The following is a 12974-nucleotide window of genomic DNA, read 5'->3' as shown; positions in this document are numbered from 1 at the left end:
GTGCCGGATATCGACAAAGAGCCGGACCCAGGGGACTGGGGCCTGGCTCTCGGTGTCTGGCACTTTCACAGGTCAGCGGATTGATCACGCCGCGCCTGCGGGGATGATCCCGACGAACGCTCCACTCGTGTCGCACTCGCGCGCTGCTCCTTGCGGCCGCGGGATGGCCCCGCGCAGGTCATCTACTGGATCAAGTCCACGGGTGGCTCCCCGCGCTCCAGGTGCCGGACGGCATCAGGGTTCGCTGAAGGCCCCGTGCCGTCCCGCTCCGGCCGGGAACCGAGCTGCCCCTTCCAGGCTCTGCGTGAGTACGGGCGTCCCGTGGCGGAGTTCGCCCTGCATGGCGGCTCGCTCGTTCCCTCCTGGTCGAGGACGGAGCTGCGGTCGGCCCGGAGGCAGGCCTGCGGGAAGCGGGCGATTAAGAGGCCGGGCCGGCTCATCAGCCGTCTTGGCGTCGGACAGGCCACCCAGCCCTGTGTCGGTTGCAGAGGGCAACCCGCGGCCCGGGAAGCCCAACCAACCCGCACGCTGTCGATCCCGCGCATTCGGCCCGTTTCGCCCAGTACTACATGCCGGTCAACCGGACGCGGATCCTGCCTGGTCCCCGCAGCTGCGGGGACCAGGCGGGAGGGTTCAACCGCGCCGGGCAACGGTCACCGTCGTAGGGTCACCTCACGGAGCGAGCCGGTAGGCGTTCGTGATCGTCTCGCGCACGGTGTTGCCGCCCTTGTCCTTCAGGTCCACCCGGAAGGACACGGCCTTGGCGGTCGCCGGGTGCTTCACGCTCACCGAGCGCGCCCCCTTCGCGTCGGTCGTCACGGTGAGCGGCTTCCAGGTCCGGCCGCTGTCGTAGGAGACGTTCACGGTCAGCGCGGCTACCTGCCCGGCCGCTGCGGCCGCGCCGCTCAGCTTCAGCGGCACCGTGAGCGTGCTGCCCGCCGGAGCCGTCCCGTGCAGGTTCAGCTTCGGCGCGGGCCGCACCGTCGACAGCGGCAGCCTGTGTGCGCCGTCCGGCCAGCCTCAGCCCGGGCAACTGGAAGATCCGCTTTCCCCAAGGGTATGGCGTGTGGAATCTGCGGGCCCGCGAGGCCGCGGTCGCTCTGTCCTGTGTCGCGGAGTGGCAGCCGGTGCTGGCCGGCCCGCGGTCCCGCTCCGGCGGGCGCAACGCCGAGCCGTTGTGATGGGTGCTGTGGGAGGGGCGCTAGGGCACCACCTTCTCTGAGTATGTGCTGCCCTTCCTCCGTGCCGTTTCCCTCATGGCCCACTTCAGGTGCGTGGCGGTTCCAAGGTCGCGGGGGTGGGGCCGTCGGGGCGGACGGTGATGCCGTACGCCGCCTTCGTGGGGGTGGAGGAGAAGGCCAGGGTGTGGACTGGCAGCAGGTGTTCGAGCAGGACCGTCGATTCGCGGAGAGCGAATTGCAGACCGAGGCAGGCGCGGGGACCGATGCCGAAGGGGAAGTAGGCGCCCGGGTGGGCAGGCCGGCCGTTCGGGGTGATGAAGCGCCGAGGGTCGAAGTGCTCTGGGTCCGGCCACAGCTCAGGATCGCGGTGCGTGAGGTACGGGCAGATCAGGATGTCGGTGCCCGCCTCGACGGTGTAGCCGGCGAGGGTGTCGTCCTCGGTGGCGTGGCGGGGCAGGATCCAGGCGGATGGGTAGAGCCGGAGCGTCTCGTGGACCAGAGCCTGGATGGCCTGGCGGCGTTGCGCCGAGCCTTCGTCGCCGGCGGCGAGAGCTTGTTCGCGGGCGGCGGGGTACCGGTCGAGGAGCAGGTAGAGCCAGGTCAGGGTGGTGGCGGTGGTCTCGTGCCCAGCCACGAGCAACGTGACCAGCTCGTCGCGGATCAGCCGGTCGGTGTACTCGGGGCGCTCGTTGGCGGCGTCGATCAGGACGTGAAGCAGGCCCGGGCCGTCGGGGCCGACCGCCCCGCCGCGGGCGGCCTCGATGGCGTGCCGGGCGACCGCATCGATCCGGGCGAGATCGGCGGCAACGGCGTCGTGGGCGTCGGTGACATCAGCGGGCAGCGTCGGAAGGGCGGCTGCCACGGCTGCCACGGCGGCCAGTTCGCGCTCGGTCCCGTCATCGAGGGGGTGCCCGGTAAGAGAGCGCCAGATGGCGTCCAGGGCGAAGCGGCGCATCTCCCGCCCGACATCGAGGGTTTGCCCGGTACGGGCGTACCCGCCCCAGCGCCCGGCGGTGGTCCTGGCAGCCTCAGTGATCCGCTGTTCGTAGCGGCGCATCCCGGTACCGGTGAACTGGGACTGCAACAAGCGGCGTTGGCGCTTCCACGCCGCACCGGTGGCGGCGAGGACTCCGTCGCCGATCAGCAGACGGGCGCGGTGGGAGCGCTTGACGTACCGCTCCGGGTGCCGGGCGAGTACGTGCTGGACCGCCTGCGGGTCGGTGACGAGAACGGTGGGGGCCGGCCCGAGGCGGAACACGGCGATGCTGCCGAACCGCTCGCGCACCTGGGACAGCAGCTCGACCAGTTCACCTCCCCCCGAACGCCACCGCTGCACGAGTCCAGGCTCGGCTTCGGGGACCGGCCGCCCCATTCCGGGAACGTGCGAAAGGGAGCCGAGACTGGCTTCGGGGTCCATGATTCTTCTCCTGGTCAACCGCTGTGCTTGGCCGTAACGGCGCACCGGCACCACGGACTGTACGGGAGCAGGCGCACCCGGTGACAGCCCGCCTCGGCATAGCCACTTTCCGGGAACGCCCCGGATCCTGCCGCCCTTCCGCCGGGAAGCCGGCCGCCGGGGTGCGGCCCACCGGCTGCGCCCCGCCCGGGCGGCGGGGGAGTGGCACCCCCGCCGCAGCCGGAAACACCCACCCGCCGAGAGGAGCCCCGGCATGTCGGTCACCTTCACCGCCGAACTCACCGGCGAGCCGGTCAACATGAACAACTCCAACGCCGCCCGCGTGCTGGACTCCCTCGGATACGCCGAGCCGTACGGAGATGAGGACGCTGCCCGGCTTTTCCTCGGCCGCGTCCTGCTCGCCCTCGCCCTCGACCCCGCCGACGCCGGGCGCCCGCGGTCACGGACGGCCGCTTCACCGCCTGCGGCCGCTCCGAGGGCTACCCCCGGCGCGGCTCAACGAGCTGCGCGAGCTCGCCGAGTACGCCCAGGCCCGAGGCCTGCGCGTCACCTGGGGCTGACGCCCTTGCCCCGCCCCATCCGGCGGCGGGGCCCGCACCACCGGCGGCGGGGCCCGCACCACCGGCGGCGGGGGAGTGGCACCCCCGCGCCGAGAACACACCCCGAGAAGGGGCACCCCTGATGAGCGCACCCCGCTGCGACGACAACGTCAGCCGGACCGTCAGCATCCTGACCCTGTCGACCCGTATCGCCGAGTCCGGCAGCATCACACACCTGCCGGAGAACGTGCGCCCCGTCGGCTGGACGGCCCTGTATGCGGGAGCTGACGAGAGCTGGGAGCGGGTGGCGGAGGAACGGGGCTATCCAGACACCGCAGGGTCCTCACTCGTCAAGCTGTGGCCGTCAGCCTGCTGTGTAGCCTGTCGATCTGCTCGAACGGGAATGAGGGTGGGACGTGGAGACGTTGGTGGAGGAGGCCGTCGCGGAGGCGCTTCGTGACGGGGGCGGCGAGGCGATTCGCCTGTATGTCTCCGCCTGCACCGAACGCATGGCGCCACTGTTCGTGGGCCTGCGGGCGGGCGCGCCGGGGCGGGCATCCGACGTGGACTTTTATGCGGAGTCCGTGCGCGATCTTTGGTATGCCGACCGGCGGTTCGCCGACGCCGCCGAGCGCGTACGCCTGCTGGAGCGGTTCCCGGAGCTTCGGCCGGACGAGGAGGGGATCACTGATGTCGCCGACACGTACGCCTTCTTCGCTGTCCTCTGCCTGCGGTATGCCCTGCTAGCCCACGGCTCGGGAAGCGCTGATGACGCGGTGTCCTGCGGCCATGCGGCGCTCACCGCGATGGGGATGCTGGACCAGAACGTGGCGGGTGCCGGCCTTCTCGCCGAGGAACAACGGCTCCAGTCCCTCTCGCTGAGCGGTGACGCCTCAGGCCTGTGGGACGCGAGCGTCACGGCAGGGCGGGAGAGGTTCCGTGCTGTGCTGGGCCGCCTGCCGCGCTAGGCATGCTCCTGATCGCTGCCGGTGAGATACCGCCTCTGGTTATGCGACCGCTGTGCCCACCTCGTCGGGTGGAGCTGGGAAGGCCAGTGCCTCGTCGCATCGATGACTCTGCTGGAGGCAGTGGTAGAGCTGGCCGATCATGCCGTTGAAGAGGTTGCGCTGGGCGGCGGCGTGCCAGTCTGCGTGGTTGTCGCGACGGCGCCGGTAGTGGGCTTTGGCGTCGGCCCCACACCCACGGGACCGCCATCGCGACCAACGCGTCTACTGCTTGAACGGTCCGTCGGGTGCACGTCCCTCAGGGACTGTCGCTGTCACCGGATGAGGACGGCTCCGACGGCGTGATCACCAGCTACGACGAGATCATCACATCGCCTCCTGGCGAGCCCAGGATCCTCACGTGGACAGGCGGAGGTCCCCCAGCCCAGCTCTCACAACGAACACGACCGGAGGCGAACGTGACCTCCAGTGCGATGCGGCCGGTGTTCGGTTCATTCTCTTCCCGCGCCGCCAGGACCGTTTCCCCGAGGTGGGCTGCAAACGGCGTCTGGTCGCCGACCGGAGCTACTGAACTTGAACGTGTGATGTCGGCTCTGGCAGCACCAGGAACCGCATGGACCAGCGTTGCCTTTTCGCGCCAGGATGGGCGGATGGTGGAGAGAGAACCGGATCTGATGACGTTGTTGCGTCAGCTGGATGCCCCGGAGTGGCTGGAGTGGCCCAAGGGCTACAGCAAGACCGCACTCGCCGTGCCTTTCGGATGTCTGGTGTCCAGACTGGAGGGCGACTTCGGGATGAGTTGCACGTCTGAGCGGGACACCCAGGACTCCAGTCAGTACGGTCGCCTCGTTGTCCCTGCGGAGGCGACGGTGTGCGGGACACGGATCGTGGTGTGTGTGAGCAAGTTCGGGTCTCTAGCTCTGGTGTCGGCTGACAACCCCGGGGCCTTCCTCAGCACGGATGACGCGCAGGCGCAGGGCGAACTGGACGCCGGAGACTTTTCAAGGGTGGAGCAAGCTCTCATCGACCTGGGATACGTGGTGGTCCCCGAAGAGCTGCTCGAAGTGCGGTACGACGGCGAGCGTCGGCATCCCACACTCCCTGAATGGCCGTCCAGTTGGTGGGACCGATACTTCGGCTCCATGTAGTCGACTCGTTGAGTGTGATCAACTTTCGAGGGCCAGGCCGGTACCGCTCACGCAGCCGTTGATCATCTGTGACCGGTACTGCAGGTTTTCAGCTTGCGCTTTACGGCTCTGGTGATCTGGCTTCGATCGGCTGCTGCGAGGTTGCCCAGGTCGCGCTTGACCAGGGACCACACGCCTTCAACCGGGTTGAGATCGGGTGCGTAGGTGGGCAGTTGGAATACGGTGAGCCAGTCGTTGTTCGCAGCGAAGGACCCGCGCAAGGGCGCGGTGGGTGGATGCGGACGTTGTCCCAGACCAGTACGATCGGCCCGCCGAGATGCATGCGGGTGCGGACCAGCAGGTCACGGAAATCACGCCAGCCGAAGCCCTTCGGCTGATCCTTGCGTCCGGTGCACTCGCGGACGGCGTAGATCAGGCGGCATGGCTCTCCGGGCTTGTAGCAGGCCATCCCCGCCATCGAGACTGGACCCGAGCCACGGGCCCGCACTCGAACGACCGTGGTGCAGCCCGTGCGGCCCCAGGTTCTGACGCGCGGCGGCGCCATCGACTGGCCGGCCTCGTCCTCGAAGACGATCCAGCCGTTGCACGCCGCCGCGGCGCTCTTCCCCGCGGCCAGACCTCCTTCTTCCACAGGTCCACTGCCGCGTCGTCGCGCTCGATCGCGCGGCGGCACGGCTGCTGCCACGACCAGCCGTGCCGCTTCAGAAGGCGCCATGTGCCTTCGACTGTGTAGGTCACGTGGAACAGTCGGCCAAACAGTGTCTTTACTCGGGCCAGAGTCCACCGCTGGTCGGCCCAGCCGTGGACCAGCGGCCCGCGGATACCGCAGGCGCTCGCCTCACCCACGGCATGGATGAGGGAGGGGCGGCCGGCAACAGTCCGCCTGATCCCCGCGCACCTGGGCCGGCGGGCGTGGCGCTGTCGAAGTCGCGCGACGCAAGCGAGTTCGCCGTCAATTGCCGCACACCCTTCGCCCCGCCCAGACTCAGGCCTGCAGAAAGGAATGACTGTGTACCACCATCACGACCCGGTCGTGCCCACCGCTCAGGGAGCGGTCCGCGGCCTGCGCCAGGGCGGCACCGCCGCCTTCCTGAACATCCCCTACGCCGCCCCACTCCACGGCGCCGGCCGATTCGCGCCGCCGCAGCCGCACGCCTCCTGGTACGGCGTACGGGATGCCGCCGCGCCGGGGCCCAACGCGCCGCAAACCGAGCGCAAGCTCGGCAGCGTGGACATGTCCCTCTACTTCGGCTCCGGTTGGAGCCGCGGGGAGGACTACCTCACCGTCAAGGTCTTCACGCCCGCAGCCGCGAGCGGCGGCCTGTCCGTCATGGTGTTCGTCCACGGCGGCGGATTCGTTGCCGGATCGACGCGGTCCGCGATGCACGACGGCTCCGCCTTCGCCCGCGACGGCGTCGTCCTGGTCGCCCTCAACTACCGGCTCGGCATTGCCGGGTTCCTCCACGTCCCCGGAGCACCCGCCAACCGCGGTCTCCTCGACGTCGTCGCAGCGCTGGGCTGGGCTGGGCTGGGTCCAGGAGAACATCGCAGCCTTCGGCGGTGACCCGCACAACGTCACCCTCTTCGGGCAGTCGGCTGGGGCAACCATCGTCGGCGGCGTCCTCGCCACCCCGAAGCCATGGGCCTCTTCCGCCGCGCAATCGTCCAAAGCGGCAGCGGACTGGGCGCGTTCACGACCGAGCAGGACACCCGCGTCACCAGGGCAGCGGCCGAAACACTGGGCATCGAGCCCCGAGCCGACGCCTTCGCAGAGGTCTCCGACGAGCGACTGCTCGAGGCCGCCTCCCGGCTCGCGGGCATCGACCTGCAGATCGAGACGCACGGCGACCCGCTGGTCGGGCTCAGCCCCTTCAGCCTGGTCCTCGACGCACAGCCCGCCCAATCCGTCGCCGCCGGCCCGAGCACCCACATCGACCTGCTCATCGGGACCAACACCGAGGAGGGCAACCTCTACCTGGTCCCCGTGGGCAAGTACTCCACCTCGACCGCCACGGACGTCGACGCCGAGGCGGCGCGCTCGCACCCGAATCCGGCGCAGCTCGTCGAGACGTACAGGAAGGCAGGCCCCACGGCGTCCTTCGGCGAGCTGCGCTCCGCCATCTTGGGCGACGCGCTGTTCGACACGGGCAGCTGGGCCCTGGCCGAAGCACATGCCGCCCGCCCCGAATCCGCCACCTTCTGCTACGAGTTCGCATGGCGCTCCCATGCCCTGGACGGAAAGCTCGGCGCCACCCACACGATGGAGCTGCCCTTCGTCTTCGATGTCTCACATCTGCCCCGGTTGCACGGACCCGACGGCCTGCTCGGCCCCGACGAGCCCCCGCGGACCTCGCCGCCCGCATGCACCACACCTGGGTCCGGTTCGCCACCACCGGCCACCCCGGCTGGGACAAGTACGACAACGATCCCCGGGCCACGATGCGCATCGACGCCGAATGGACCCGGCTCGACGACCCTCGCGGCGAGGAACGACTGGCCTGGGCCCGGCCCGCCGTACCCAGCCCAAGTACGTGCTCCCTCAAGGACACACCATGACCAGAACCGTCATCCCCACTAGGAACTCCAACAGAATGATCGTGGAGGGCGGTGCTGTTGTTCGCCGGTGGGTACGACGTCGGGCTGTTGCCGCGGGTGATGCCACTGAACATGCCGGTCTCTTCCGGCATGCCGAGTTGCTGGTGCAGCCCGGCGTCGGGCTGTCCCTGCCTCGACGATCCCGTGTGGTTCATGCGGACACTTGCGGCCTTTCTCGGCTGATCACGTCGAGCAGCAGTTTCGCGGCGACCGTCGCCCCGTCGCTGCGGATGGTGCCGGCCACGGTGGTCGCTCGGGTGTGGGTCTCGGGGGTCAGGGCCACCTTGAGCACGGCCGACAGGGACTCGAAGGTCGGCGTCGGTCCGTCGTGTGCCGCGCCGATGCCCAACTCGGTCACCCGTGCAGCCCAGTACGGCTGGTCCACGATCTGGGGTACGACCACCTGGGGCGCGCCGGCCGGGCGGCCGTCGTCGTGGTGCCCGCGCCGCCGTGGTGCACGACGGCGGCCACCCGGCCGAACAGTGCCTGCTGGTTGACCTCGCCGACGGCGAAGCAGTCGTCGTGGTCGTCGATGAGGGCCAGGTCGGCCCAGCCCTGGGCGACGACTGCGCGGCGGCCCTGCGCGCGGACCGCCTCGACGGCCACCTGGGCGACGTCTGCGATTCGCGCATGGGCATGCTGCCGAAGCCCACGTACACCGGTGGATCGCCGGCCTCCAGGAACGCCACCAGGTCGGCCGGCAGCGGGCGTTCGTCCGGCAGGTTCCACGCGCCGGTCTGCACGACGTCGAGGTCCGCCGACTTTAGCCATGGGGCGAGGACAGGGTCCGCCGCCAGCCAGGGCCGGTCGGTGAAGGCGTAGCTGCGGACGTCGTCCACCGGTGGCCGGCCGATCGACATCCGGTGAGCGTTGAGCCCTGGGCCGTACAGCGCGTTGAAGCTGTGGGCGTTCAGTTTCCACAGCTCCCGGTTCTCGGTCATGTCCGATGGGAACGGCCACATCGGCAGCGGGTGCGGCGCGTGGTGAGGCGACGGCAGCATGGTCGGGAAGTAGCTCACGTACACGAAGTGAATGCCCAGTTGCTCGGCCACCGAGCGTGCCCCGGACACCGCCGGGACCAGGCCGGTCGCCACCACCGCGTCACGTCCCTCGGCCGCAGTGGCAACCGCCTCGTACTGCGCGGCGACCAGCGCGGCGGCGCGCTGGGGCAGGCCCTCCGGCGGCAGCGGAGCCGCCCCCTTCACCAACGTGCGCACCGGCTCGGCCGCCGGCACCAGCTCCACTCCGACACCGGCCAGAAGCTTCGCGAACTCCTCGTCCGGCGGCGCGCACACCCGAACCTCCGTGCCGAGTTCCCGCAACCGTACCGCGAGTCCCGCCATCGGTTGGACATCCCCGCCCGACCCATACGTCGACAACAACACACGCACTTCGCGACCCCCACTTCCGCAGATTCTGGCCTCGGCCGGAGATTCTGCGCCACGAAGGGGTCCTTGCCGCAAGCCTCCCAGTCCGCCATGAGTTAAGAGTGGCAAGGAGTTGGTGACCTCCTTGCCTTTCACTTTTGTTCGACCGCTGCGGACGGACAACCTCCTCGGGAAGCGGCCGCGCGCCGCGTACGGCGGTAGCGTCGGCCCAGGAGGATCCAGGGACGCGAGAAGACGGCCTCGATCCCTTGCAGGCCTGAGCGGTTGAAGCGGTGCAGCCAGCACCGGACCATTTTCTGGCTACAGTCCAGCTCCACGGCGATCACCGGCACCCGTAGCCCCGACCAGCTCAGCTCGATCATCCGGGCCCGCATCACTGCATCGCGCGGAGCCTTCCGCGCCCGCGACAATCGACGAACGACGGCCCGTTCGTCCTCGTCACGCCCCGGTCGTGCCCGTAAGACCATCGTCCAGCACCCGCCCCCGAGCACCCTCAACTACCCCGCCACCAGGACATATACCCAGCAAAAGAGGAACCCACTAGGTTCACCGACCTGTCCGCACGTGAGCCTACGCAGTCCGAGAATCGATCCGCCGTTACAGGTTTGGAGAGCTGCAGTCTTTTGACGGTCGTTTGCCGCCCTCTCGCCAAAGTTTGGGTGGCCCCAACAAAGAGGTGGACAAAGGTGCAGGTCAGAAGCCAGGGCATCGCGGTAACGTCATGCAGATAGGGAAGTCGGACCGCACGGAACTGGCCACACCCGCTCCGCGGACGAAGGGACTCATAGTCGGATATGCATGCACACGAGTCGGCGTCGATCACAGCCGTTGCTCCGAGTCGATCACCGCCTGCGACCAGTCCAGCTGCTTGGCCGACCGCAGCTTCGTCTGCAGGGCGGCGTGCAGCCGGTGTCCCACACTCCCGGCCTCGTTCCACACGGCACGGCGCCGACACGTCATCCCCGATCCGAGGCCCAGTTCCTGAGGCCGTACTCCCACTGGACTCCGGTGCGCAGAACGAACCGGATCCCGCACAGAGCCTGCCGATCGAGGTCGACTTCGAGACCCGAAGCACGGCGGCACAACCCGCCAGGCGCGCCCGCTTACCAGCAGATAGATGATCGCAGCGAACACTGTCTTATCAGGCGCGTTCGGCGTTCCCCCGCCCTGCGGCCGCACCTGGTCCTGCGGAATCAACGGCCTGGCGATCTCCGACAAGCCGTCCGGAACGATCCAACTCCACGTGCCCCGCCCCATGCACAACTCAGCGAGTGATCACCACATATGACACCGTCTGAAAGAGCGTTTTGTCCTGGCGAGGTTGTTTGGTTCGAGGTTCAGGTGTCGCGCCAGTTCGGGGTGGTTTCGCGGGTGAGTCGTCGGCTTGTGAGGTCGATCATCGCGACGTGGATTATGGCTTCGGAGCGGTGCGGGTGGGCTTCGTAGTCGCGAGCGAGACGGCGGTGGTGCATGAGCCAGCCGAAGGTCCGCTCGACAACCCAGCGCCGGGGGATGACTTTGAATCCTTTGACGCCGGGGTCGCGTTGGACGACTTCGACGTCCATGCCGAGGCGGGCGCCGTGGTCGATGGCTTTGGTGCGGTAGCCGGTGTCGGCCCATGTCTTGGTCACGCGGGGGTTCGTGGCGGCGATGTGGGACATCAAGTGCATGCCGCCGACGTTGTCAGAGACACTCGCCGCGGTGACCCAGACGGCCAGCAGCAGACCGAGGGTGTCGACCCCGATGTGGCGCTTGCGGCCTGCGATTTTCTTGCCGGCGTCAATGCCCTGGCCGGTCGCGGGCACGTTGGCGGAGGTCTTCACACTCTGCGCGTCCAGCACGCAGGCACTTGGCTCGCCGTCGCGGCCTTCGGCCTCCCGCACCAAACGACGCAGAAGGCCGTTGAGCTGGTCGAAGACGCCTTCTTTCTGTCAGGCGGCGAAGTAGCCGTAGACCGTCTTCCACGGCGCAAAGTCATGTGGCAGGTAACGCCAGGGGATGCCGGTGCGGTCGACGTAGAGGATGGCGTCCATGATGCGGCGCAAGTTGTGCTCGGGCGGGCGGCCGATGTCCAGGCCCTTGTCTCTGCGCTCGGTCCGCCAGGTGGTGAGCGTGGGCCCGATCAGCTCCCAGCGTGCATTGGAGAGGTCGCTGGGATATGGGCGATGTCGCGTCATGTTTCCGTAGTACCGCCGAGCGCGCCGTGTCCCCAGGGCGCAAAGGAGGTCAAGCGGGGGCGCCTTGGGATCAGACAGGAGCGAACTGACGGAAACGGGCCAACCAACGATGACACCCGTCGCATCCGCCGCATCGGACCTGCCTGCCTCAGCGGCCCCACCTCAGCCGGGCCCTAAAACACCACCAAACAACCTCGCCAGGACAAAACGCTCTTTTAAAGAGCGTTTCGGCCTGTCTCATCCATTTTCAGGAGGATTCCAGAGGCTGGGAGACTGAGACGGATGGCGTTTCGTGAGGACGACGGGGCCGGTGCCACGGCATGCCGTCTGTTTCGCGCCTGCTGCTCCTGCCTGGTCCCACGATGCCTCCCTTCACCCCTGTTCACGCCCTCACGGGTGGATGGCATCGCGTAGTACTACCCAAACACGGCCGCACACCGTCGCTATCCAAGTGACCTGTCCGACGCCCGCTGGGAGTTGATCGAACCGGTCCTGTCCGCCTGGCGGGCCGAGCGCCGCGGTAGGGGCCTCGACATCGGCCGCCCGTGCGAGCATGACCAGCGCCTGCTGATGAACGCCATCCTCTACGTCGACCGCACCGGCATCCCCTGGCGCTACCTGCCGCACGACTTCCCACCCTGGCCCACCACCTACCGCTACTTCGCCTGCCGGCAGAAGGACGGCGTCTTCGAGCAGCTCAACGCCCTACTGCGACGCATGGTCCGCGCAGCCGAAGGCTGTAACCCGGAGCCCAGCGCGTGCTGCACTCCCAGAGCATCAACACCTCCGCCAACTGCACCGAACCGAGCAGGGCACCGATGCCGGCAAACGGATCGTCGGCCGCAAACGCCACCTCGGTATCGACACCCACGGCCTGCTCCTCGCCGTCGCGGTCACCCGCAGCCAGCGTCTCCGACAACGCCGGCGGAGTCCACCTGCTCTCCCAGATCGCCGCCGCCCACCCACGCATCACCAAGGCCTGGGCCGACACCGCATACCGCACCACGGCCATTGACCACGGTGCCCGCCTCGGCATCGACGTCCACGTCGTCCAACGCGACCTTGCCGTCCAAGGATTCAAGGTCCTGCCTCGACGCTGGACCGTCGAGCGGACCGTCGGATGGCTGATGCACCACCGCCGCCTCGCCCGCGACTACGAGACCCACCGCCACCGCTCCGAAGCGATGATGCACCTCGCGATGATCGACCTGATGAGCCGCAGACTCGCCCATGAATCGACCCTCAACTGGCGTGATGCATAAGCCCGGGATCAAACACGAACCCACGGACGAACGCTCTTTTAGACGCGGGAGCGCACCAGAGCAAGCGAGGCAGGCAGGAAGAGACCGCTGTGTCGGCGGCAACGACGAATTGCTCATCTTCCCCGCGCCCTTGAGCCGGGAAGGGCGCGGCGCGCCCTCGCCCGTGGTCGGACGACCATGTCAGTGGATTCATCCACTCCTGACCTGACTTGTGGCCTCCTCCGGCCACCTCGCACCCCACCCGGTACAAACCGCTGGGGCGCGTGCCGCTGGGTGGCCGAAAAGTTCTCTTGTCCCCGCTC

General features: G+C 68.6%; 5 protein-coding genes and 7 pseudogenes. 4 read left to right on the top strand and 8 right to left on the bottom strand.

Annotated elements, in window-relative coordinates:
* Positions 1–234: 234 nt before the first annotated feature.
* The 3 genes and pseudogenes from OG735_RS01455 to OG735_RS01445 form a co-directional block, all read right to left on the bottom strand.
* Positions 235–419: pseudogene (locus OG735_RS01455) on the bottom strand (crotonase/enoyl-CoA hydratase family protein); the annotation flags it as partial.
* Positions 420–672: 253 nt separating this feature from the next.
* Positions 673–981 (bottom strand): hypothetical protein, encoded by a 309-nt coding sequence (locus OG735_RS01450; RefSeq protein WP_327321289.1) that lies wholly within the window; start codon positions 979–981, stop codon positions 673–675.
* A gap of 285 nt (positions 982–1266) precedes the next feature.
* Complete coding sequence (locus OG735_RS01445) at positions 1267–2598, bottom strand: cytochrome P450 (protein ID WP_327321288.1); 1332 nt, start codon at positions 2596–2598, stop codon at positions 1267–1269.
* A 955-nt stretch (positions 2599–3553) separates the two neighbouring features.
* Here OG735_RS01445 and OG735_RS01440 point away from each other — a divergent pair.
* On the top strand, positions 3554–4105 hold the full coding sequence (locus OG735_RS01440; protein WP_327321287.1) for a hypothetical protein: 552 nt from the start codon (positions 3554–3556) through the stop codon (positions 4103–4105).
* A gap of 284 nt (positions 4106–4389) precedes the next feature.
* Positions 4390–5250: a hypothetical protein gene (locus OG735_RS01430; RefSeq protein ID WP_327321286.1), complete on the top strand. Its 861-nt coding sequence runs from the start codon at positions 4390–4392 to the stop codon at positions 5248–5250.
* 18 nt (positions 5251–5268) lie between these two features.
* On the opposite strand, the pseudogene OG735_RS41775 reads toward OG735_RS01430, so the two are convergent.
* Positions 5269–6069 (bottom strand): annotated as a pseudogene (locus tag OG735_RS41775) (IS630 family transposase); the annotation flags it as partial.
* Positions 6070–6259: 190 nt separating this feature from the next.
* On the opposite strand from OG735_RS41775, the pseudogene OG735_RS01415 reads away from it, so the two are divergent.
* A pseudogene (locus OG735_RS01415) lies at positions 6260–7806 on the top strand (carboxylesterase/lipase family protein).
* A gap of 190 nt (positions 7807–7996) precedes the next feature.
* Here OG735_RS01415 and OG735_RS01410 read toward each other — a convergent pair.
* The 4 genes and pseudogenes from OG735_RS01410 to OG735_RS01390 form a co-directional block, all read right to left on the bottom strand.
* Positions 7997–9188: pseudogene (locus tag OG735_RS01410) on the bottom strand (glycosyltransferase).
* A gap of 176 nt (positions 9189–9364) precedes the next feature.
* Positions 9365–9607: a helix-turn-helix domain-containing protein gene (locus tag OG735_RS01405; RefSeq protein ID WP_327321284.1), complete on the bottom strand. Its 243-nt coding sequence runs from the start codon at positions 9605–9607 to the stop codon at positions 9365–9367.
* 460 nt (positions 9608–10067) lie between these two features.
* Positions 10068–10490, bottom strand: a pseudogene (locus OG735_RS41770) (transposase); the annotation flags it as partial.
* An 80-nt stretch (positions 10491–10570) separates the two neighbouring features.
* Positions 10571–11410, bottom strand: a pseudogene (locus tag OG735_RS01390) (IS5 family transposase).
* 456 nt (positions 11411–11866) lie between these two features.
* Here OG735_RS01390 and OG735_RS01385 point away from each other — a divergent pair.
* A pseudogene (locus tag OG735_RS01385) lies at positions 11867–12672 on the top strand (IS5 family transposase).
* Positions 12673–12974 lie beyond the last annotated feature (302 nt).

Origin of the sequence: Streptomyces sp. NBC_01210 (assembly GCF_036010325.1) — a bacterium.
Taxonomy (GTDB): domain Bacteria; phylum Actinomycetota; class Actinomycetes; order Streptomycetales; family Streptomycetaceae; genus Streptomyces.
This window is presented reverse-complemented; position numbering and strand designations above follow the sequence as displayed.